The sequence below is a fragment of the Paenibacillus mucilaginosus 3016 genome (genome assembly GCF_000250655.1).
Taxonomy (GTDB): Bacteria; Bacillota; Bacilli; order Paenibacillales; family NBRC-103111; genus Paenibacillus_G; species Paenibacillus_G mucilaginosus.
This window is the reverse complement of the sequence record NC_016935.1, coordinates 5,882,702-5,905,254: the sequence shown is the minus strand read 5'-3', so window position 1 is coordinate 5,905,254 and position 22,553 is coordinate 5,882,702. Positions and strand designations below refer to the sequence as shown.

General features: G+C 58.5%; 19 protein-coding genes, 1 pseudogene and 1 riboswitch. Of the genes and pseudogenes, 13 read left to right on the top strand and 7 right to left on the bottom strand.

Translation table 11 applies throughout. From position 1 onward, the window contains the following. Positions 1–83 precede the first annotated feature (83 nt). The 8 genes from PM3016_RS24105 to PM3016_RS24070 all read left to right on the top strand — a co-directional run bounded on the left by PM3016_RS24105 (position 84) and on the right by PM3016_RS24070 (position 9,646). Positions 84–1,610, top strand: a complete 1,527-nt coding sequence (locus tag PM3016_RS24105; RefSeq protein ID WP_013919224.1) for an extracellular solute-binding protein — start codon at positions 84–86, stop codon at positions 1,608–1,610. Positions 1,611–2,211: 601 nt separating this feature from the next. Continuing rightward, positions 2,212–4,533, top strand: coding sequence for a golvesin C-terminal-like domain-containing protein (locus PM3016_RS24100; RefSeq protein ID WP_013919223.1), 2,322 nt, complete (start codon positions 2,212–2,214; stop codon positions 4,531–4,533). A 212-nt stretch (positions 4,534–4,745) separates the two neighbouring features. Beyond that, a complete protein-coding gene (locus PM3016_RS24095) occupies positions 4,746–5,177 on the top strand; it encodes an Rrf2 family transcriptional regulator (protein WP_013919222.1) in 432 nt (143 codons plus the stop codon). A 98-nt stretch (positions 5,178–5,275) separates the two neighbouring features. Next, positions 5,276–5,764, top strand: a complete 489-nt coding sequence (locus PM3016_RS24090) for a PaaI family thioesterase (protein ID WP_013919221.1) — start codon at positions 5,276–5,278, stop codon at positions 5,762–5,764. 317 nt (positions 5,765–6,081) lie between these two features. Beyond that, positions 6,082–7,680: a ribosomal protection-like ABC-F family protein gene (abc-f, locus tag PM3016_RS24085; protein WP_014371298.1), complete on the top strand. Its 1,599-nt coding sequence runs from the start codon at positions 6,082–6,084 to the stop codon at positions 7,678–7,680. A gap of 58 nt (positions 7,681–7,738) precedes the next feature. Beyond that, positions 7,739–8,224 carry a 2-thiouracil desulfurase family protein gene (locus PM3016_RS24080; protein WP_014371297.1) on the top strand — a complete coding sequence of 162 codons (486 nt, stop codon included), beginning with the start codon at positions 7,739–7,741 and terminating at the stop codon, positions 8,222–8,224. A 60-nt stretch (positions 8,225–8,284) separates the two neighbouring features. Beyond that, positions 8,285–8,728, top strand: a complete 444-nt coding sequence (locus PM3016_RS24075) for a pyridoxamine 5'-phosphate oxidase family protein (protein WP_014371296.1) — start codon at positions 8,285–8,287, stop codon at positions 8,726–8,728. A 525-nt stretch (positions 8,729–9,253) separates the two neighbouring features. Next, positions 9,254–9,646: a PadR family transcriptional regulator gene (locus tag PM3016_RS24070; protein WP_013919215.1), complete on the top strand. Its 393-nt coding sequence runs from the start codon at positions 9,254–9,256 to the stop codon at positions 9,644–9,646. A 289-nt stretch (positions 9,647–9,935) separates the two neighbouring features. Here the strand turns inward: PM3016_RS24070 and PM3016_RS24065 are convergent. Then, a pseudogene (locus PM3016_RS24065) lies at positions 9,936–11,167 on the bottom strand (MFS transporter). 172 nt (positions 11,168–11,339) lie between these two features. Between PM3016_RS24065 and PM3016_RS24060 the strand changes: the two are divergent. Both PM3016_RS24060 and PM3016_RS24055 read left to right on the top strand, forming a co-directional pair. After that, positions 11,340–11,957, top strand: coding sequence for a TetR/AcrR family transcriptional regulator (locus tag PM3016_RS24060; RefSeq protein ID WP_014371294.1), 618 nt, complete (start codon positions 11,340–11,342; stop codon positions 11,955–11,957). Positions 11,958–12,152: 195 nt separating this feature from the next. After that, entirely contained in the window at positions 12,153–13,070 is a 918-nt protein-coding gene (locus PM3016_RS24055) for a DUF4097 family beta strand repeat-containing protein (protein ID WP_014371293.1), read from the top strand. Between the two features lie 75 nt (positions 13,071–13,145). Here PM3016_RS24055 and mle read toward each other — a convergent pair whose 3' ends face one another. The 3 genes from mle to PM3016_RS24040 form a co-directional block, all read right to left on the bottom strand. Beyond that, positions 13,146–14,000, bottom strand: a complete 855-nt coding sequence (gene mle / locus PM3016_RS24050; RefSeq protein WP_014371292.1) for an alpha/beta fold macrolide esterase — start codon at positions 13,998–14,000, stop codon at positions 13,146–13,148. A 181-nt stretch (positions 14,001–14,181) separates the two neighbouring features. Next, positions 14,182–15,585: a DUF4179 domain-containing protein gene (locus PM3016_RS24045; RefSeq protein WP_014371291.1), complete on the bottom strand. Its 1,404-nt coding sequence runs from the start codon at positions 15,583–15,585 to the stop codon at positions 14,182–14,184. Then, positions 15,582–16,127 carry an RNA polymerase sigma factor gene (locus tag PM3016_RS24040; RefSeq protein WP_013919210.1) on the bottom strand — a complete coding sequence of 182 codons (546 nt, stop codon included), beginning with the start codon at positions 16,125–16,127 and terminating at the stop codon, positions 15,582–15,584. Before PM3016_RS24040 ends, PM3016_RS24045 begins: the two co-directional genes overlap by 4 nt. A gap of 159 nt (positions 16,128–16,286) precedes the next feature. On the opposite strand from PM3016_RS24040, the gene PM3016_RS24035 reads away from it, so the two are divergent. Beyond that, entirely contained in the window at positions 16,287–17,117 is an 831-nt protein-coding gene (locus PM3016_RS24035; protein WP_014371290.1) for a hypothetical protein, read from the top strand. Positions 17,118–17,202: 85 nt separating this feature from the next. Here the strand turns inward: PM3016_RS24035 and PM3016_RS38820 are convergent, their stop codons facing one another. The 3 genes from PM3016_RS38820 to PM3016_RS24025 all read right to left on the bottom strand — a co-directional run bounded on the left by PM3016_RS38820 (position 17,203) and on the right by PM3016_RS24025 (position 18,571). Further along, positions 17,203–17,370, bottom strand: a complete 168-nt coding sequence (locus PM3016_RS38820) for a hypothetical protein (protein ID WP_014371289.1) — start codon at positions 17,368–17,370, stop codon at positions 17,203–17,205. Between the two features lie 50 nt (positions 17,371–17,420). Further along, a riboswitch (cyclic di-GMP riboswitch) is annotated at positions 17,421–17,506 on the bottom strand. Continuing rightward, positions 17,487–18,155, bottom strand: a complete 669-nt coding sequence (locus tag PM3016_RS24030) for a hypothetical protein (RefSeq protein WP_014371288.1) — start codon at positions 18,153–18,155, stop codon at positions 17,487–17,489. Its footprint overlaps the riboswitch before it by 20 nt. Then, positions 18,152–18,571 carry a MerR family transcriptional regulator gene (locus PM3016_RS24025; RefSeq protein ID WP_014371287.1) on the bottom strand — a complete coding sequence of 140 codons (420 nt, stop codon included), beginning with the start codon at positions 18,569–18,571 and terminating at the stop codon, positions 18,152–18,154. Before PM3016_RS24025 ends, PM3016_RS24030 begins: the two co-directional genes overlap by 4 nt. A 270-nt stretch (positions 18,572–18,841) precedes the next feature. Here PM3016_RS24025 and PM3016_RS24020 point away from each other — a divergent pair, with 270 nt between their 5' ends. Continuing rightward, positions 18,842–19,048, top strand: coding sequence for a hypothetical protein (locus PM3016_RS24020; protein ID WP_013919204.1), 207 nt, complete (start codon positions 18,842–18,844; stop codon positions 19,046–19,048). Positions 19,049–19,490: 442 nt separating this feature from the next. Then, positions 19,491–22,304 carry a glycoside hydrolase family 3 C-terminal domain-containing protein gene (locus tag PM3016_RS24015; RefSeq protein ID WP_014371286.1) on the top strand — a complete coding sequence of 938 codons (2,814 nt, stop codon included), beginning with the start codon at positions 19,491–19,493 and terminating at the stop codon, positions 22,302–22,304. Positions 22,305–22,553: the final 249 nt, after the last annotated feature.

The following is a 22,553-nucleotide window of genomic DNA, read 5'->3' as shown; positions in this document are numbered from 1 at the left end:
AGCGGATGAATTTTTGGTCCTCGACAAGAGGAACCAAATTCAGCATACAACCTTATCTATATATAAAGGCAGGGGATCAATCAATGAACAACAAACGGTGGGTACGGGTACTGATGGGGACGATGCTGACTTCGGGACTTCTCGTAAGCGCTTGCGCACCGAAGGCGGCGGATCCGGCTGCGACTCCGGAACCGGCAGCCAAAGGCGCGGAGCCGGCCAAATCGGCCGGTCCGGTATCAATCACCATGGCGAGAGCGGGCTCGCCGTCGGCGATTCCGAAAGAAGACTTCGTGAAGAAGGAGCTTGACGCCAAACTCGGGATCAACTTCAAGCTGGACCTTACCGATGACAAAGAGCATGCGAACAAACTCAGCGTACTGGCCGCTTCGCAGAACCTGCCCGATCTCATCGAGATCAAGGAAAAGGATCTCTCGGTATACTACCAGATGGCCCGCAACGGGCTGCTGCTCGACCTGACGCCGTATCTCGACAAGCTCGGATCGGTGAAGAAGCAGGTCGGGGAAGAAGGCTTCACGAAGGGCAAAGTGGACGGCAAGGTGTTCGGCTTCTCGCAGGCTCCGCGGATCGTGCCCCAGGGCTTCTGGATCCGCAAGGATTGGCTCGACAAGCTGGGACTGAAGACGCCGACGACGATGGATGAGCTGCTGGAAGTAGCGAAAGCGTTTACCGAGAAGGATCCGGACGGCAACGGCAAGAAGGACACCTACGGCATCTCCGGCACCCGGGAGACCGAGCGCGGATTCCTCGGCGCCCACGGCACCACGGAGCCGAACAAATTCTATATCCAGGACGGCAAGCTGGTGAACTCGCTCTACGATCCGAACATGAAGAAGGGCATCGAGGAGTTCCAGCGCTTCCTGAAGGCGGGCGTCGTCGATCCGGAGCTCTTCACGAACAAGGTGACCGACGTGACGGACAAAGCGGCCAAGGGCTTCGCGGGCATCTTCTACGAGCAGTGGGCGGGCCTGGTGCGTGACGAGCACGTCAAGAAGATGAAGGAGATCAACCCGAAAGCCGAGCTGGTGCTGCTGCCGGCCCTGCAGGGCGCGAAGAACGTCCGCTTCAACGATGTCGGCCAGATTACCGCCATTATCGCGATTCCGAAGAAGCTTGAGAAGGATCCCGAGAAGCTGAACAAGGTGCTCGAGCTCCTGAACTACGTGTCCGAAGGCGACGGGGCGAACCTCGTGTACTACGGCCAGAAGGATGTGCACTGGAAGAAGGAAGGCGATAAGATCGTCCTCACCGAGAAGAAAGGCGAGGCTTCCTACACCTGGCTCTACCAGCTCACGGGCCGTCCGGAAATGGATTATCTCATGACGAAATTCCCGCCGCAGGCTGCACTCATCAAGGAATCGAGCGCACTGCCCGAGCTCAAGGTATACAACGGCTTCGTGATCCCGCCGAAGGGCTTCAACATCACCGACGCCAACCGGTTCATCGGCGAAGAAATGCTGAAGTTCTATACGGGCAAAGCCAAGGTTGAGGACTACGACGCGTTCCTTGCCTCCCTGGAGAAGACGTTCAACTTCAAGGTGTATCTGGAAGAAGCGGACAAAACGCTCAAAGGTCTCGGATACGTGAAGTAACTGCCGCCGGCGGCAGGAACGCCCGGACTCCGCGGGCAGGGAAGACAAAAGCATAAGCCAGGCACTCCGTTCCCGGGATTTCCCTTCCCGGGAACTTGAGGGCTTACGGCGCTTTCTGTGTTCCGCGGGAAGGCAGGTATTCCGGCGGCAGAGGCGTGCTGTAAGCTCATATGCATAAGATGATGAATTCTGGGCAGCAGCCCTCGGAGGTGGTGGAGTCAGCGCTGAGCAGAGGAGAAGTGTAAGGAATACATGGATTCGCATCCGCCCCAATGCTGGCGGGACGATGCAGGAATCGGCTGGGGGCTGCGGTTAGAGATAGAGGGTTCGCCTGAAGGCGATGGCTGGCACCGAGTGATTTACGCTTCCATGAACGTCGCCCGTTCTCTTTGAGTCGGCGGTGTAACGCGCGGATTTTCCGAAAGCGACGATTCGACCGGAAACCGGCGGATTATCGCATTGCAGTCTGCCTGCTTCGATGACAGGGCATGCTGCAGCGCACAGGACACCGAGGTGGGACCTATTACGGGGCTGTACCAGATCCGTCTGCCCGTGTGTCATTTCGCCTGGTGACCGTCACCCAAAAGAGGAGGTCATCCATTTGAACAAATGGCTGAAATTTGTCTCCACCCCCTTATCCGTCATGATGTTTGTAACCGTTTTCATGGGCTTGGCCCTTCCTGGCCGCGTACAGGCAGGGTTCACCAACTTCATTACCCGCAGCGGGGACCGGCTGATGGACGGGGACACGCCGTTCCGGTTCATCGGCTCCAACCACCCGTTTCTCGAGCGCTCCTGGATGGACGTGGAGGAAGTGGAGGATTCGATTCGCGCTGCCAGCATCTCGGGCATCGATGTGATCCGGGTCTATCCGTTCGAGGTGCGGATGAAAACCGATCCTCCGGGCACGCCGAGGCATGTGCTCGGTCCGGGGCAGTATAACGAGAAGGCCTTTCAGCTTATGGACCGGGTCCTTCACCTGGCGGGCCAGTATAATGTCAGGCTGATCGTGCCCTTCGTCGACACCCACAATTATATCGGCGGGGTGGAGGACTGGGCCGCATTCCGGGGCAAGACCAAGACGGAATTCTACAGCGACCCGCAGATCAAGCAGGATTTCAAGGCGTTTATTACGTATGTTCTGAACCGCAAAAATAAATATACAGGCGTCCTGTATAAGGATGATAAAACGATCCTGGCCTGGCAGCTCGGCAATGAACTCGGCTCCACCGACAGCTGGACCAGCGAGATGGCGGCCCATGTGAAGAGCATCGACCCCAATCACCTGCTGGCCGACGGCGGCTATGTGCGTGCCCAGGGGATCAAGGCGAATGCCGTGGCGGACCCCAATATCGATATCATCGATCCGCACATCTACGGCTACCACCAGGTGGACTTAGCGGCGAAGCTGGCCGAGTGGCGCAAGACGACACAGGGCAAAAAGGCGCTGATCATCGGCGAATTCGGAGACTACAGCCCGGCCCAGATCGAACAGCTGCTGAGCACCGTGCAGTCGAACGGAACGACAGGCGCCCTCTTCTGGGGGACGATGCACCACCACCGTCAAGGCGGATGGCACTGGCAGCCTGCGAACACCTGGTCTTATTTGCGCTACCCGGGCTTTGCTACGGGGGATTGGGCGAATGAGACGACGACGATCAACTCCATGCGTTCCTATGCCTATTCGATGAGAGGGCAGTCGGTTCCGCCGTGGCCTGCACCACAGACACCGGTCCTGTTCCCGACGGACTCGTCCCATACGCTGTCCTGGCTTGGTGCATCGGGCGTAAGCGCTTACGATATTGAACGTGCGGCTGACCCGCAGGGACCTTGGCAGCTTATTGCCAGCGAAGTAACCGACGATGTGACGACGCCGCGCCACCATACGTTCACCGTTCCGCTGTTCGACGACGGTTCGGCCGCTCCGGGCAGCTCGTATTATTACCGGATCCGGGCGAAGAATCTCGGAGGCACCCTGTCGACTTATTCCAATGTGATCGGTCCGGTCACCCCGAAGAAAGTCATCGTCATTGACCAGGGAGACCCGGGCTACACCGAGGCGGGAACCTGGGGGGACAGCGAACTGCCGGGCTCTTACGGGGGCAAGTCGCGGTTCAGTTCCACGAACGGCAGCACGGTCCAGTGGACGCCCAATATTGCGCAGGCCGGCTACTACAACGTGTATGTGCGTTACCCGCTCCACAAGGATTCGGAGAAGAAGGTCCTCTATACGATTTATAACGGGATCAACAATAACTCGTACGTCGACCAGATGACCATTGCGAGCGGCCAGTGGCGCCTGCTTGAGACGGTCTACCTGCGCCAGGGAACAGGCAACTATGTCAAATTCAAAGTGAACACGACGGCCAATCACCGGGCCGATGCCGTGATGTTCGAACCGGTCCATTACGGGGACGGCTTCCAGGACGGCAATGCCAATTCGTGGACGCACCTCAGCGGAACCTGGTCGATTGATTCCGATGAACTGACCAAGGTCATGAAGCAGACAGGCGCGGGCATCGGAGAAGCTCGCGGTGCCATGTCACCGGCCGACGTGAACGTGACGGTCGCGGTCAAAGCGCATGATACCGGAGCCCAGGCTTCCACCGGCCTGATCGCGAGAGCGACGCCTGATTTTGGCAGCTACTACACGCTTCGCATCAATTATGAACTGAACAAGATTCAGCTGTACAAGAAAGTGAACGGAACTTGGACGCGTCTGGGCGAGGCCGATCTGTTCGCCAATCCGGGCACATGGTATGTGCTGCGGCTCGAACTGAAGGGAAGCTCGCTGAAAGGCTACGTCAATGGTGTCGAGAAAGTAAATGTAACCGATTCCAGCTTGTCCGGCGAAGGCCATGTCGGCCTGCGCACCTACAATCAGACCTCCGTATTCGACAGTTTGATGGTCAATCCAAACTAGCCCGTTCCCCAGATGGAAGACACAGCAAAGATCGCACCCGGCGCCGCACTAGAGATTAGCATAACTAGAGAAAATTCGCTGCTTCGGCAGCTTTTTTTGTGCCCGGATCCGGGTGGGGCGGCGGTTTCCCGGAAAGTTGACAAGGGGAGCGCCTGTCACTACAATCGGTACAAAGGTGTTCGTACGCCGCAGAAGACAGAGGGGGAGTTCCGATGGCCATCTCCAGCCGCTTTTCCGTTGCCGTTCATATCCTCTCGCTCCTGGAGATGAGCAAGGGGACCCGCATCACCTCCGATTATATAGCCGGAAGCGTCAATACGAATCCGGTTGTCATCCGGCGCCTGATGTCCATGCTGGGGCGGGCCGGTCTTGTCATCACGACGCCGGGGGTAGCCGGTGCGGCATTGGCCCGACCTCCGGAGCAGATTACGCTGCTCGATATATACCGTGCCGTGCAGGCCGAAGAGGCGGAGGGCCTCTTCACCCTTCACGAGAAGCCGAATCCGGACTGCACGGTGGGCCGCAGCATCCAGTCCACGCTCGATGCCTCCTTCTCGAGAGCCCAGGCGGCGATGGAGCGTGAGCTGGCCAGCATGAGTCTGGCGGAGATCATCCGTGATTTGACCTGTGAGGAGCCTACCTGAGGCATGCTGCCGGCTGCCCGGTTGTACCCGGCAGGTCGATAAGGTATGATAGGCAGGCACATTCATTCCAAGCGATAGATAGACAGGTGAGGAGTTCCATGGACCGACAGGAAGTGATGGAGCGGATTGCGGCGCTGTCCGACCGCAGCTTTCGCGCCGTAGAGAATACGGTGCGGGCGCTCGAGCAGATGAAGGAAAACCGCTACCCGTTTCTGGGCAATTTTTTGAACGTAGAGAAGGAAGAGAGCGCGGATCCGGACGTGTTCGTCTGTTCGATGCCGATCGTGCCGGAAGTGCTGAATCCGTACCGGATCGTGTACGGCGGCGTTACGGCGACACTGCATGATATGGCGATGGGCTGGATGCTCGAGCACCGCTTCGAGCCCGGCAGCAAGTTCGTTACGATCGACATGCAGGTGAATTACCACAATCCCGGCAAGGGCAAGCGGCTGAAGGCCGAGGCCCGGCTCGTGCACCAGGCACGGGAGCTGCTGCAGGTGGCCTGCGAGATCCGGGGCGACCAGGGCGAGCTCGTGTCGACTTCGTCGGCGACGTTCCTGCAGCTTGTGCGGAAAGAATCGGTATAATGAATCTGTCCCTTGTTAGACAGCCTTCGATTGGGATATCCTATGGCGAGAGTTCCAAGAGAGGGTGAAACCAAGGCCGATGAAGCACTAATCCTATTTCCTCAAGAAGACGATCGTCTATATACGATTTTTCTTTCGTTTATAAACGAATCTTGACCGGATAGGATCAGTGCGGCCTTTTTCAGTGACTCCCTGTAAGCCCAAGCAGCGGTTTCTTTACTGCGCGCGGATGCCTGCGCCCGGGGGGGAGTCCGCCCGCTTGCGGGGAGCCAGCGCCGCCTCCTGTCCGGTACAACGGATAGGAGGTTTTTTGATTGATGAGCCGAATCGAAGTGAATGGACTGCAGCATGGTGTCGGGCACCGTCCCTTGCTGCGGGCGGACCGGTTGAGAATAGAGGAGCGGGAGCGGATCGGTATCGTCGGACGCAACGGGGCGGGCAAAACGACGCTCCTTCGCATTCTGGCCGGTGAGATCGAGCCGGACGAGGGGCATGTGACCCGCAGAGGGACGCTTGGAGTGATCCCCCAGTTCAAAGAAGATGGGCAGGGCAGCGGAGGAGAGATCACGATCCGCGTAGTCGAAGCGGTGATGGCCGAAGATCCGGATCTGCTCTTCGCCGACGAGCCGACCACCCACCTGGACGAGGCGCATACCGAGCGTCTCGAAGAACGGCTGCGCGGGGTTCGGGGAGCCCTGGTCGTGATCTCGCACGACCGGGTGTTCCTGGACCGGGTATGCACGCAGATCTGGGAGGTGGACGGAGGCGAGGTGCGGGTCTACCCCGGAGACTACAGCGCATACGAGCGGCAGAAGCAGCTTGAACGCCGGCAGCACCGGGAGAAATATGAGGCGTACGTAGAGAAGCGCAGCGCCCTGGAGCGGGCGATCCGGCTGAAGGATCAGAAGGCGGCCGGCGCAATGAAGCCTCCGTCCCGGCTCGGAAGCTCCGAGGCCCGGATGGGCAAAGACTACAGGGGCTCGACGCAGGCCGGCATTCATCAAGCGAAGAAGGCGCTTGAGACCCGCCTCTCGAAGCTGGAGAAGGTCGATAAGCCGGTCGAGCCGCCCGAGGTGAAGCTGTCGGTGCCTATGCCGCCGCTAGCCAAGAACCGGGTTCTGCTCGAAGTGCAGGACCTGGAGGCTTCCGCCGGGGAGCGGGGGCTGTGGAGCCGGGTTTCCTTCCGGCTGCGCTTCGGGGAGAAGGCGGCGCTGCTCGGCCCGAACGGCTGCGGCAAAACGACCCTGCTCCGGCGCATTCTGGACGGGGGAGCGGGGGTACGGCTCGCACCGGGCGTGAAGCCGGGGTACTTCAGCCAGACGCTGGAGCTGCTTGACCTGGAGTGCAGCGTGCTGGACAATGTAAGGGAGACGTCGGTCCACGGGGACGGGCTCGCCCGCCTCGTGCTGGCCCGGCTGCTGCTCCGGGGGGACGATGTTTTCAAGCGGACCGGGGACCTGAGCGGCGGCGAGCGGGTGAAAACGGCGCTGGCGAAGCTGGTGCTGAGCGAGGCCCATCTGCTCGTGCTTGACGAGCCGACGAATTACCTCGATACGCCTTCCCTCGAAGCGCTGGAGGGACTTCTGGCCGGTTATCCGGGAACGGTGCTCTACGTCTCCCACGACCGCCGGTTTGTCGAGCGGACCGCGGGCCGCATCCTGGAGATCCGGGACGGCCGGCTGCATTCGTATGACGGCGGTTATGGGGCGTACCGGGAGCAGCGGGACCGCGGGGCCGCTCCGCAGCCTGCGGAGAATGACGCGGCAGGCGAGCTGATGCAGGTCGAGCTCCGCCTGGCGGAGGTGCTCGGACGCCTAAGCCTGCCGGGCACCCCGGATGTGGAGAAGCTCGACGCGGAGTTCCAGGAGCTCGTGAAGCGGCGCAGGGCGCTGCGGGAAGCGGTGAAGCCGATCTGATGCTCAGCTTCGGCAGAGAATGGGAACAGCAAACCGAGAAGAAAAGGAGGCGGAAGCCATGATCTTGATCAGCTCCTGTCTGGCCGGTCTGGCGACGCGCTATGACGGCGGGGACAATTACCGCGAGGAGATTGCCCGCCTGCTGCGGGAGGGGAAGGCCGTGCTGGTCTGCCCCGAGCAGCTCGGCGGTCTGCCTACGCCGAGGCCGCCGGCCGAGATTGTCGGCGGGGGCGGGGATGACGTGCTGGAGGGCCGCGCCCGGGTGGTGACGAATGGAGGCGAGGATGTTACCGCCGAATTCGTCCGCGGCGCCGAGCAGACGCTGAAGACCGCGCAGACGGCCGGCGCCCGGTACGCGGTGCTCAAGGAGTCGAGCCCGTCCTGCGGCAGTACGATGATCTACGACGGCACGTACACGCGGACGAAGGAGCCGGGCTTCGGCGTAACGACGGCTCTGCTGCGGCGTCACGGGATTGAAGTGTTTTCGGAGAACAACGTGGGTGAGCTGCTGAAAAAGCTGGAGTGGAAGCCGGAGCAGGAGTAAGAGGTGTCCGGCAAGGAAGAGGAGCAGGAGCGCTCCTGAGGGAGGCGGAGAACCCTGAAGATGATCCGGGATACGAGACGAAGCTTTGAGCTGGACCCTTTTTTGCAAAAGCCCCTGTTCGCCCATCTATCCACACAGAGCATGGAGGGGCCGCGCCACTCCCCGGTGTGGTTTCTGTGGGAAGACGGAAGCCTGTGGATCATCGGCACTTCTGCGGATACGTTCCCGGACCGAATCCGCTCCCAGCCATCCTGCGCCCTCGGCATCGTGGACTATGATCCGGGAAGCGGATTGGTTCTCCATGCCGGCTTCAGGGGAAGAGCGGAGGTTCTCCCCTATGACCGGGAGAGAGGCAGAAGGCTTCTCGCACGTTACCTGGGGCCCGATCAGGAGCTGTGGGACCCGCGGTTCCGCGGCTTCGGTGACGGCAGCGTGCTGATCCGGTTCACCCCGGATACCGTTGTGGTGCGCGATCAATCCTATGAAGTCCGGAGCAGGGAATAGAGCAGCGGGACGACATTTAGCAGGGAGCATTAGAATTAGCAGACCGGTGCATTTGGTGCACCGGTTTTTTGGTCTGAGTGGGTAGGGAGCAGGGGACCCGGCGGCTGCCGGCCGGTTAACTCGGTGGTCAGGTTACGCATGAGGTAAGCTTTTTTTCAATAAACTTGTTTGCATGGGTATCCATGGTTCCAGCCCAAGGTGCAGGACGGAGTATACTGCTGGCAGGCGCCAGGGCAGATCCAAGTGCAGATACAAGAGCACAATGCGAACAGAGTATACTTTTTATAAATATACTTGTTTCCATGAATATACCCCCCTCTGCACCGGCGCTTCCTTGTCTCTGCCGGCGATGTCCACCAGAGCTCCGTGTCTGGGATCGAACCCCTGATCAGCAAGGATAAAGAGGCGTAAGTATCGCACAAAGCAGGAAAAAAAGGGGAACAAGTGTGTTGTTTCGGTATATCCGGTGGGATATAATGGGGGTAAGCGTTAAAGACTTTATCCAGAAGATGAGGTGAGAAGCGGATGGCACGCAACCAGGATCCGGTCGTCAAGGAAGAATCGCTTGGTCATGTCGTGAAAGTGCAGCAGGTCATCGATTTCATGGTACTGTCGGAGCTTCAAAAGGGCCGCCGGTATGCCAGCGAGATGGAGCAGTGGATCATCAAATCACTGGATGGGGTCGGAGTGAACGACGGCTATCTCAGTGCCCGGCTCAAGAAACTGGCGGAGAACGGCCATGTGAAGCGGGAATGGGGCGACGATAACCGCTACAACCGGTACTACGAGATTACCGACTCCGGGATGGTCTACTTTCGGGCGCTGCTGTCCGATCTGCCGGACCGAGTCAAGCTCGCGCAGAAGGTATACAAGCTGTTCGACTCTTATGTGGGTCAGTTTGCGCAGACCCGGGTGTAACGTCTTCGGAAGTATCGGGACAGGAATGAATGCAATGGTACATTATCGCGGGCTCTTTGGGCGCATCGGACGGATGCCGCTGCAAGAGTCTTTTTTATTTGACGGTTGTCAAGCTAAATGCGACATCGCCCATGAATGATTCATGACGACCCATGGCTCTTGTCGACCAACCAAGCCGGTGCCACGTCTCAAGTTGGCCCGTTCAATTATGCTAAGATGGGAGCAGCTCATGATGGGTTCTCTGTAGACAAATGGTGATGTAGTTCAGAATATTTAGCCGGCTTCTACTTCATTGCTGTGCATTAGTGGAACGATAGGACCTTTTCAAAGTACATGCCCAAAAAAACACTGCTATCATGCTTACCAGGGTCCCCAGTATGCACACACCGAACCACCCCGCCCAAGAATAAATCCAGGTCGACACTGCTGCACCCGTTGCGCTTCCAAAGGATAAAAGATCATATACCCTGCGGTTAGCCTGCTCCTCGCTTCTGGACGAACACTTAGTATCATACTCTGATTCGTAACGTGAACCGCCTGCACTGCGAAATCCAACATAACGACCCCTATGATATACAGCCACATGGAATGCTGCAGTAACCCTATTGGCAGCCAAGAAAACAGTAACAGTAACAAAGCGATGCCAGTCGTCCGTTGTCCTAATCCCCGGTCTGCCAGTCGTCCCGCACTGCTGGCGGCCAACGCCCCCGCTGCACCGGCAAGTCCAAACAATCCAATGACGCTGTGGCTGAACGAAAGTGGAGGGGAGCTCATTGGCAATACCATTGAGGACCATAAAATACTAAAGTCCGAAAAAATGAAGAAGGCAAGTAGTCCGCGAATTCTCAAGAGCGGTACTTGAACGAATAAATCCTTCATGGAGCTGAGCATGCCCCCATATGTGTTTAGACTTGGCGGACGCCGTGCAGCGGGTGTAATGGTTAGGAATAGATAAGCCATGCAGATCATGATTACTGCTGTGACTATATAAACGGATCGCCATCCGGCCAGGTCCGCTAAGGTGCCCGAGAAGGTGCGACCGAGTAGAATCCCTATTACGATTCCGCTTGTAACGACTCCAATAGCCCGGCCGCGACTGTGCAACGATGCTCGATTAGCGGCAAGTGCAACAAGGATTTGTGCAACTACAGCTTGGAACCCAACCATTCCCATGCCGATGAACAGAAACAAAGTATTTGAAGCCAACGCAACGATGCTTAAAGCAATCGCTATAAACACCAACATCCCGGTTACAAGCCGGCGTGGGTCAAGCAAATCCCCTAGCGGAACCAGGAAAAACAATCCAAACGCATAACAAATCTGTGTCACTGTTACCACAGTGCCGATGCTAGTGCTGTTGATGCCAAATTCTAAAGCAATCGCATCAAGCAAAGGTTGGGAATAATAAACCGTGGCCACAGCCGAACCGCAGATGACCGCATACAGTAAAAGCGCTGCGCTCGAAAGTTGAGCTTGTTGTGACTCCATGTAATTCGGACGGAGCTTCGGGGAACTTGACATTGAAAAACCCTCCCTTAACTGTACCGATCGGTATTTTAATTTCGAATCTAATTAACTCACAAAAGGTCAAGTGTGTCAACGGAATATTGACTACCATGAAACGTTTCGGTATCATATATCATGTATATATAACAAATTTAATGTACCAAACGGTATTTTATTGGGAGGCGTTATGGCTAAAGCTCGCGAGTTCGATGAACAAAAGGCATTAACAGAAGCTATGCATGTTTTTTGGGAGAAAGGGTACGAGGCTGCTTCATTAAGTGACTTAACATCTCGCATGGGGATTCAGAAACCTAGTTTATATGCTGCATACGGAGACAAGTTGTCTTTATTTGAATCAGCTCTTCGAAATTATAACCAGTTACATGCTAAATCCGTTCGCTTGAAGCTAAACAAAATTACGAGTGTCAAGACTGCTTTCAGGCTCCTGTTTCTGGAAGGGGCATTCCCTAACGGAACGCAAGAGCGGAATGGCTGCTTCTGCATTAATACAATGGTGGAGCTGGCTCCGCACGACGCGAAGTTTGAAATTTTGTCACGAGAGCATCAACAATATTTGGCAGCGATATTTGAAGATACGCTTGAACGGGGGGTAACCTCCGGAGAGATCGATGGATCGGTCAACTGCCGGGCAATAGCTCAGTCCCTTGTGGTGGCTTTCATTGGAATAACCGTATTAAAGAAATCAAACCCTAATCGGGAATGGATCGATAATTGCATCGACTCAGCGCTGTCGTTACTCACAGCGCCCCTATGTACAAAACCTGACGAGGGAACAGTTGGGTAGTAACTTCCCTGAGGCAAGGCTCATTCATCCGGCTGCTTCGTCAAAACCAGACCTAAGTCTGGTATGTTTTCGTGCCATGGTCCAGCGATAAGAGAGGGGCACTCATGCAACAATGGATATGCACAATATTACAGAATTGACAATAACGATGAACGCATTCTGTAAATATCCGCATAGATGAGGAGACCATGGACGATGAAAAAGCGAAATGCAAAAGGTGGGATTCTGCTTATGGCAGGCGGAGTGCTGCTGCTGATCCTTGCCCTGACCCAGGAAGGCTGGAGTACCCTTCCCGTATCTTTCTCGATGGGCACCAAGGAGATCCGGATGGAGGAATCTGCAGATGCCGCTTCCACGGGGCGGATCGCCATCCATTCAGGCAGCACGGACGTTCGGGTGATTCCGGCCGCCTCGGACAAGATTCACGCCCGGCTGATGGGCAAAGCCAGCCCGGACTATGCCGACCAGCTGAAGCTCGAAGTGAAACCGCAGAACGGAACGCTTCAGATTGGCGTTGTCGAACCGGACAGCATCCACATCGGCATTAACCTGACGGAGCTCGAGCTCATCGTGGAGCTGCCGCCAAAAGACTGGGAGTCGCTGAGCATCCGGACCCAAAGCGGAGATCTGAAACTGGACGATCTGAAGGGCAGTGAGGTGGCGGCGGAAGCAAGCTCGGGAGATATTGAAGCCAGACGGATTGAGGCCGCCGGGTTCAAGCTTCGAACGACATCAGGAAATATCCGTTCCGAGGAATTCAAAGGCCAAGAGCTGACCTTCCAAGCGGAGTCAGGGGATGTGATTCTCGTTCGCGGGCATTCGGCGCTGAAGGGATCGACCGGTTCGGGGAGTATTACGGTCGAGACCGAGGAGATTCTCCATCCGGCGGATCTTAGTGCAGGCAGTGGAGACGTGACGGTCCAATCGGACCGCCGGCCCCCATCCCTGCATCTGGACTACCGAAGCAGCTCCGGGAGCGGCAGCATCCTTTGGGATGGCTTCGTATACGTGGATCAAAGTGAGGATGGGGAGCGGATCTCCGGGGCGTTTGGGGCCGGCGAGATCCCTTTGAAGGTGCGCACATCCTCAGGAAGCTTCACGCTCCAGGACTAGCCGGCGGGGGACCCATCCCAAAATGAAGAGCTGCAGCTTTGGGCTGCAGCTCTTCATTTTGGGCATCGAGTCGTCTCAGACTCCTGCCGTATGGTCCTCTATCGCGCGGATGATCGTCTCCCAATCGTCGGGATGCACCTCGTGTCCGGCGCCCTCGAGGGGGAGCAGCGAGGCGTTCGGCAGCCCGCCGGCCAAGGCCTCCGCATGAGGGTAGGGCAGCGCCGTGTCGTCCGTGCCATGAATGATCAGGGCCGGAACCCGGATCTCCCCGAGCCTGCCTTCGTAGGCATCGTCACCCCGGAGCAGGGCATGATTATACATGCTGAGGAGGTTCCGGGCCCGGCTGACTTCCTGCCGGACCTGCCGGCCGACCCGCTGCTCATCGAAGGTGCGTTTCGGGCCGCACAGCAGCCGCGAGCCTTCCGTCAGGTATTGCGCGGCCGCCTCCGGATCGGACCAGTCGACGGCCGAGCCGCCCGCATGGTAGTCAAGGATCTTCGGGTCCATCGGCGGCAGATCCCGGGCAGGCTCATCCGAGCCGAAGATGCTCGATCCGATGAGGGTCAGGCTCCGCACCCGGCCGGGATGCCTCAGGGCAAGGACCTGGGCGATCATCCCGCCGAGCGACAGGCCGACGATGTGGGCCTGCCCAATCTCATATGCGTCCAGCACCGCGGCCGCATCATCCGCCAGATCGGGAACGCCATAGCGGGATTGTCCCGGCTCGTACACCGTGGAGCGTCCGGTATCCCGGTTGTCGTAGCGGATAACGAATCGCCCGGTATCCGCCAGGCGCCGGCAGAACTCCTCATCCCAGTACACCATGGAGCACATTGCTCCCATAATCAATAAGACGGCCGGATGTTCCGGGTCTCCAAAGCTCTCCGTGCAAATCTCAACGCCGCTATGGGCAATCATTTTTTCCGTCATCGTTATCGTTCCCTCGCTTCATTCGTGGATTGCTGATGGGATGGACGGCTGTTCCGTTATCGCAGACGAATGAAATGAATGATCATGGCAATGCACTCCTATACGTGTGGTAGGGCGCTTCCGCCCTACAGCCAGATTATCATATCCGCCGGCCGGCTTTGGAGGGGGAGTCTGGTTATAACTATTTTTGCCGGAGCGAAGATGCTTCCCAATCGATGGGGATTCGGAGCCGCAGCGGTTTTTCGCGGTCTTCAGGAGTCTCAGTGATGATGTTCAAAAGCCGAAGACCTGTCGTGGAACCTAAGGGCGGATATTCCGCTTCGAAAGAGAACGTTTCCCTTGAGGTACGGATGGGTAGTGCGTTTTCACTATACTGCTCGTTCGATGAATCAACCAGCAGCAAGTTCGGAAATTGGTTATCGGCGTCGCTGGCTGTATAACGTAGGATGGTCTTGTCCTCCAGCAGTTCTATGCCGGTAACTGTAACGGTTCCTCCCGGGGTACCTTCCAGGACGAGTGGAAACTTGCCATTTAAGTCGTTGTAGACTTCACGGCTCTTTCTCTCCACATATTCACTGGGAGAACGTCCGACAACAAGTGTGACAAACTCAGGGCGTGGACTGATGTCAGGAAGTGAACCGTAGTTGACCCTCATCATACCCTTACCACCCATATCTCCTCCTGCGGGGGGCAAGGGGGTATCAAGATCATCCAGCAGTTTGAACCATAAAGTCTGCTCACTCGGGTAAGTGTACTTTGTTTTAACGACTATCTGTGTGGATACCGGTGTGAATCTTATTTCCTCTACCGTGAACTCCATGCCTTCATAGGACGATGTCAAGTTAGGGTTCATCACATGAATCTGTGAGGAGGTTTTGTCCAGGGAGAGAGGGACGGTAACGCTCCAATCCCCGTAGATATCACCGATTCGAGGAACCTCGAATCGGAGCCTGGGGTTCTCAGGCAGAGGTTCCACATTGATAATCGTAGTGCCTACAAAGGTACGGTCGCCGGTAATGGTAAATTCATGGGTGCCGCTCAGGGTTGGACGGGCTCCCAAGATCCGGTACTGATAGTAAACACCTGCATCGTTTTCGGTAATAGGATCTGTCCTCCCCAGATATTCTACTTGATAAGAAAGCACAATTTGAATGCCGTCATAGTACACATCCGCTACCGTAAAACGGATATCTTGATCGGTGACGGACAGGCTTGTCGTGGTGCTGAGTTCCTTCTTCCAGATATCCTCCATACCGAGCTCGGAGAGAAGGGTGTGCTGACCGGCTTTTTCGTACAGCATCTCCACAAATGGAATTTGCTTGAGGGAGGCGCTCACGCCGGGACTCATGACGGCTGCTCCGGCCGCAGCGATTGCACCGAACAGGAGCACAGCCGCTTTTACCATTTTCCTCTTGCTGTTAGAGACACGTCTAGGGCTGCTCTCAGAGGCCGCCTGCGATTGATGGATTTCCCACACCGTCTCAAAAGGAAAGGAGGGGGATAGCTCATGCATTCGCTGGGACACGAATGGCGGGGGAACGGGATGCGGCAGTGTCTGATTCCTATTCTTCCTGCGCAGGTTCATTCAATGACCTCCTTCGCTGCAAGAGACGGACGCTGGAAAGCAGCCGGGTGGTGCCCGCTTCTCAGCTGCTCCAGCGCGGCGTGAAGACGGGATTTGCAGGTTCCGAGCCGGATACCCAGGATTTCCGCCACTTCCGGCAAAGGCAGCCCGGCATAATAGAACAGAACGATGACTTCCTTTCTTTTGGGGGTCAGCGACTCCACCAATTCCCATAATTCCCGGTTCGTCTCCAGCTGCAGCACGGCTTCTTCGATCGAGGGCACGCTTCCCTGCTCCGGTGTCTGGCCGAAGAACGTTAGCCAACGCTGTCTTCGAAGCATGCTTCGGGACATGTTCACCGTCATCCGGTACAACCAGGGGCGGACCGGACGGGTGGGGTCATAAATAGCATATTTCTGGTATGCACGCAGGAACGTCTCCTGCGTAATATCATCTGCTGCCGATGCGGAACGGGTCAGCATGAGCGCAATGCCGTACACATAGGAAGCATGATCTTGGAACAGCTCCCGCGCCGTCTCTTCAGAAATGCCTAATGTCTCCACTGAACGATCCTCCGTTTTTTCATTCGTACCCTATACGCTTTCCGACGGAAAAAAGGTTCGATCGAGGAAGGAGAAACTTGGGAGCCGAAATAGGGAGGAGGTTCCCGGTATGGTATAATGGCGGCAGTGAAACAGGCTGAACGGAGAGGAACACGGCAGATGAACGGACAACACGAAGAGCAGCGGTCTGAGCAGCAAAAGGAGAATAAGGAGCAGGTCGGTGGGCTGCCGCGGGAGATCGCGGTGTACTGCTTGTCGGGGATCCTGACCTACCCGAACTTCATGCAGGAGCTGGGCGAATCGCTGGCACAGCGTCTGCGTGTACCGGGCATGCGGGCGGCGGCGCAGCAGCTGTACCCTTACGGCGACCGCAGCCGGGGAGGCCTGCGGCAGCTGCACGAGACGCGCGGCGACCTGCTGCTGCCGGCGGGCCGACCGGAGCGCTCGCTTGGCGGCAGCCGGGCGGCGGAGGAGCTGCTGGGGGCGGGCGATGCCCCCGGCACGCTGCTCCTGCTCGCAGGCCACAGTGCAGGCGGCATCGCGGCGGTCCAGGCGGCGTCGATCCTGATGCGCCGGACAGGCCGGCCGCCTGCGTCGCTGCGTGTGGTCATGATCGGGTCGCCGAAGTGCCCGGTTCCGCCGGAGCTTCAGGACTACACCCTGTATATCCGGGCGGTGAACCAGGGCGGCAGGGCACCGGACCCGGTGACCCGGCTCGGGTCCTGGGGCGGCTGGAGCAGGGGCCGGGGCGGGCTGCCGTACTGGCAGGCGGAGAAATATGCGCCGTCCGTGCGCATGTCGCTGGCTCTGGCCGGGGGGCATCCGGATTATTTCCGCTCCAGCAGTGCTTATCGGGATGAAGCGGGGATGAGCAATCTCGACAAGGTGCTGAATGCGATCGTCGGGTGGCTGGATCTGCCGACATGGATGGAGGGGCAGTCCGAGGATGACGACGCAAACAAGGGTCACAGGAACCTTGGTTCCCTGTGACCCTTCATGGGCTCAACTCTTGTAATTGTGCATGCCGGCAGTGCATTCTTGTGAATCCAAAGCACGAGCGGACGGACGGCTGGATTCAGGAAACCAGGGATACGCTTGGGGCGAAGGCTTGAGGCTCGGACGGCTTCCCGATATGGAGCCGGCACCACCGCTGGAAGACCTCCGGATCAATCTCCAGCACCCTCACAATGTCCTCCGCTTTTACCCATGTCTCCTGCTTGCTCTCATTGACTTTCTCCATCATGGACACCCCCTAATGAATGGGAAGAGGGGAATAAAAAAGACCCTCTCCAAATAGAAGATGGTCGGTTGCACTACCAGCTCGTTCGCATCCAAGTGCCCACGTTGCGGATGTCGAAGTCATAGCTCCCAAAACTTTTTGTTATGTTCACTATAACAGATATCACACCCCGGAAGTGATAAAAAATTCTTTATAAAGCTTGTTTTTCCCGTTTCTCTATTCAGAAAAGGGAGATATAGGCCGATAGGGTGTGGCCGGCAGTCGATGCGGTATTTTTGCTCCCATTCGGACAGCTCGGCGGTGCGGATCACGGGCGGAACCGTGACGCAGGGCCAAGGATCCCGCTCGGCCGTTTCTTCCCCCGGGATGGCGGCGGGGGGAGCCAGCAGCGAGGCGACCCGGGCGACGACCTCTTCATCCAGCATAGGATCAAAGGCTTCCTCCCGGCTCAGCCCGACCCGGGTCAAGCATTCGCGTTCGCTGCGGTGACCGTCCGGAGCGGTGCAGCGGACCCGGATGCGGAAGTCCGCTGACTTGTAAGGGACCCCGCTGCGCACCCCTACCTCATACACTACGTCCCTGGCGGACACGCCGGTGCAGGCGATCCGGGCCGTTCCGTCCGCTGACTCCGGATAACCATTCAGGTTCTTGGCACGGTAAAAGCCTGCGGGGCACTCCACTTCCACCTCCACCTGGGAGCCTTCCGGGAGGTCCCCGAGGCTGATCCACAGATGATTCATCCCTTCTTCATGCTCCATGACCCTTTTGGCCCACTTCAACTCCATCATGTCCGATCTCCCCCATTCACGAGCTTGGATACGGACTCGATCACTCTCTGCCTGAGCTCCGCCGAAACGCGGGGACCCAGCGTAATGTACACATCTTCGCTTACTCGATGCGTCTCGTTCTGCAGCACCTGTCCGCTGTCCACAACGGAGATCTGGTTCCCGACCCGGATAATCTCCTCCAGGGGGAGGGGCCTCAGCTTTTCCTGGATCGCAGCGAGGGTTTCCCCGGTCTTGGCGAGCGTCAGCACCGCACGAAAATAATGAAGGTGCTTCGAGGTGTAAACGCGCTTGTTACCCGAGAGCTCGAGGGGCGGCACAATGCCGATCTGCGTGTAATACCGGACCGTTCTCAGGTTGATCTGCGGATAGGCCTGGAGCAGCTCGGCGGTGATTTCTTTGGCCGTGTAGGTCTGCATCGGGGTGTCCTCCTTTACAGTTAAATGAGTGTATTACACTATACTGTAACTTAACCGCTTGACTGTTATTATAATCGGGATGCAGCTGCAAATCAACCATCTTCTGGAAAAAGAGGACATCGGCTTCTCTTCCAAACGCAGGAAAAAAATCCCTGCCTGCCGGACGAAAACGAGGAGGATGGAGGCGAATCTTTTGGCAGGGGCACACAGAGCCTCATCCGCTTTCCAGTACCGCTCCGTGCCTACTTCCGCAAGGTGAAGGAGGGAGAGATGAACGAGCAGACACAGGCGCTTCCGGGCAGCTTGACCGGGCATGAAAGGCTGGTTCTCGACGTATTCACCCGGCATCCGTACCTGTCGGGCGAGCAGGACCTGTACTTGATCTCGCGGGTGACGGGCTTGTCGGTCATCCAGGTGGAGCTGGCCGTCCGGTCGCTCCGGCATAAGGACAAGCTTCCCGGACCGCCCAGCGAGTAAATAAGCTGGATCGGAAAAGGAGGCGGCCCGCGGGCGGGAACAGGCTGCTGTGCCATGATCTGCCGGTGGGAGCTCGGATGAAAGCCGGCATGAACAGCGGGCACTTGGGAGTTCTCATGGCAGCATTTCAGGAGTCACATAGGCGCTGCGTCGTTCTTACACGGGGCTCCGCCGGCCGATCACCGCAGACAAGCCTGCTGGGCAGCATGCCCGGCGGGCTTGTCTGACTGTCGCCCTTCATGCGACGGCCCAAGCGTTGAGCTGCTTTCTTTTTGCTCCGGCCGCTCTCAACGAAGACGTTCCTGTGCGCCTGCCATGCGCGGTTTTGATATGAAAAAGAAGAGAATTCATAGGGTAGGAGCGCGGCGGCCGAACCGTTACAATGCAGATATTACTTCGAATCGTAAGCGATTACAGATGATCTGCAGGGAGAGGGAAACCCATGACCACCGAAACCAAAATGCCGTTCCAGGATACCCGTTTGCCGCTGGAGGAGCGTGTGCAGGACCTTGTGTCCCGCCTGACACTCGAAGAGAAGATCAACCTGATGTGCCAATACCAGGAGGAGATCCCGCGGCTCGGGATCGCAAAATACAAGCACGGCACCGAAGGAGCCCACGGCGTCGCTTGGCTGGGAGAGGCCACGGTGTTCCCGCAAAATGTCGGGCTCGCCTGCACGTGGAACCCCGAGCTGATGAGAGAGATCGGCTCGGTCATCGGCGACGAAGCACGGGTGTACTACCAGCGCAATCCGGAGATCAACGGCCTGACGATCTGGGCGCCTACCGTGGATATGGAGCGCGATCCCCGCTGGGGCCGGACCGAAGAAGCCTACGGCGAAGATCCGTATCTTACGGGCAGGCTCTCCACGGAGCTCGTGAAGGGCATGCAGGGCGACCATCCGTTCTATCTGAAGACGGCGGCGACGCTCAAGCACTTCCTCGGCAACAACAACGAGATGGACCGAGGGGAATGCTCGGCCTCGATCGACCCGCGGAACATGCGCGAGTATTATCTCAAGGCGTTCGAGCCGGCCTTCCGCGAAGGGGGCGCCCAGTCGATGATGACCGCCTATAATTCCGTGAACGGCACGCCGTGCAACCTGAACCCGGATGTGAACGCCATCGTGAAGGGCGAATGGGGCATGGACGGCTTCGTCGTCAGCGATGCGGGCGATGTGCTCGGAACAGTGAACGAGCACCGCTATTTCGCCTCGTATGCGGAGGCGGTGGCCGCGTCGGTCCGCAGCGGCATCGACAGCATCACCGACGATGTGGGCATTACGCTGCGCGCCATACGGGACGCGCTGGAAGGGGGGCTCCTCGCCGAGGAGGATCTCGACCGGGCGGTAGGCAATGCCTTCCGGGTACGGATCCGGCTCGGCGAATTCGACAGCCCGGAGGAGAATCCGTATGCCCATGTGCCGGAGGCGAAGCTGTGCGCTCCGGAGCATGCCGCACTGTCACTGCAGGCGGCCCGCGAAGGCTTTGTGCTGCTCAAGAACGAGGGGCTGCTCCCGCTGGCGAAGCCGGCATCCATTGCTGTGATCGGGCCGCTGGCGGACGTGGTCCACACGGACTGGTACAGCGGAACGCCGCCGTACCGCATCACCCCGCTGGAGGGGGTGGCGGAGCGGATGGCGCCGGGGACCGTCATCCACCGGACCGGCGGCGACCGGATCCGGATCAAGTCGCTGCGCACCGGGCGGTATGTCCGGCTCGGCGGAGCGGACGGGCTCTCGCTGACGGCCGACGGCACAGCGGAAGAGGCGGAAGTGTTCGAGCGCACGGACTGGGGCTGGGGCAGCGTCACGCTGAAGAGCGCCGGCAATGGACTCTTCGTCACCGAAAGCGAGACAGGGCTGGCGGCTTCGGCTGCCGAGGCCAAGGGCTGGTTCGTTAAGGAGGCGTTCGGCTTCGAAGAGGGACCGGACGGTTCCTCGGTCTGGAAGTCGTGGGAAGGCCGGACGATCACCGCAGGAGAACAGGGCTTGACGGCCGCTGAAGCCGTGAACGGCGGCGCGGCAGCCGGCGGGGAGGAGCGCTTCGTGCTCGAGCTGCTCGAGGACGGGCTGAAGGCCGCGGTGGAGGCGGCGCGTCAGGCGGAGACGGCTATCGTGTTTCTCGGCAATTCGCCGTTCATCAACGGCAAGGAGTGCGTCGACCGGCCGGACCTGACGCTGGCGCCCGCCAAGGAAGCGCTGCTGCAGGCGGTGCTTGCGGCCAACCCCCGGACGGTGGCCGTGCTCGTCGGCAGCTACCCGTTCGCGGTGAACTGGGCGCAGGCGCATGTGCCGGCGATCCTGTACACGTCCCATGCGGGCCAGGAGCTCGGCCGCGCGGCGGCGGACGTGCTCTTCGGGGACTGCAGCCCGGCCGGCCGGCTCAACATGACCTGGTACAAGTCGGCCGCCGATCTGCCGGACCTGCTCGATTACGACATCATCAAGGGGAAGCGCACGTACCAGTATTTTGACGGTGAGGTGCTCTATCCGTTCGGCCATGGGCTGTCTTACACGGAATTCCGGTACCTCGAAGTGCAGGCTGCTCCCTCGGAAAATGGTGCGTTTAACGTCACGGTGACGGTACAGAATGCCGGCAGCCGGGCGGGAGATGAGGTTGTCCAGCTGTACGTCAAAGCGGGAGAGTCCCGGGTGCCGCGGCCGCTCAAGACGCTGGCCGGCTTCCGAAGAATCCACCTGCTGCCGGGCCAAACGGAGCAAGTGGAGTTTACCGTGGAGGCGCCGCAGCTGGCATTCTGGGACGTCACACGGGAGAAGTATTGCGTGGAAGAAGGGACATACCGGTTCATGGCCGGAGGCTCTTCCGGGAACCTTCCGCTGGCAGCGGAGCTTCCGGTGCAGGGGGAGCGGGTGCCGCCGCGCCGGCTGGATGAGAGCGTCGCTGCGGCGAACTATGACGATTATGAAGGCGTGACGATCGAGGAATGCCGCGAGGGCGGCACTAGTGTGCGGGCTTCGCGTGAGGGCAGCTGGATCGCGTTCCGGGAAGCGGCGCTTGGCGCTGGCGCTGCTGTTCTGGAGGCGCGGGTAACCGCCCCGCAGCCGGGCGGCCGGGTGGAAGTGCGGCTGGATGCCCCGGACGGACCGGCTGCAGGCAGCCTCACGGTGCCGCCGACCGGGGGATGGCAGGCCTGGACGACGGTTAGCACGGCGCTCGCGGATGCCGCGGGGGTGCGGGATGTGTACCTCGTCTTCGGCGGAGCCGTACAGCTTAGCTGGCTGCGGCTGAAGTGAAGCGGCCTGGAAGCGTGATGGGGCAGCAGCCGCGAAGAAAGTGATAGCGTTGATAGCAAGGTAAAGTTACGCCGATGGTAAGGGAGATCCAGCAGAGGATCTCCTTTTGTTTATTTCTGGAAATGATCTCCTTTCTCATTTGTAATGGGCTTCAAATAAATCGCGAAATCTATGAATTCTACACAAATCTACTAAATATTTCTTGTAGAGGTAACTGACCGGTGTTATAATCACTGACATACTTTAGCG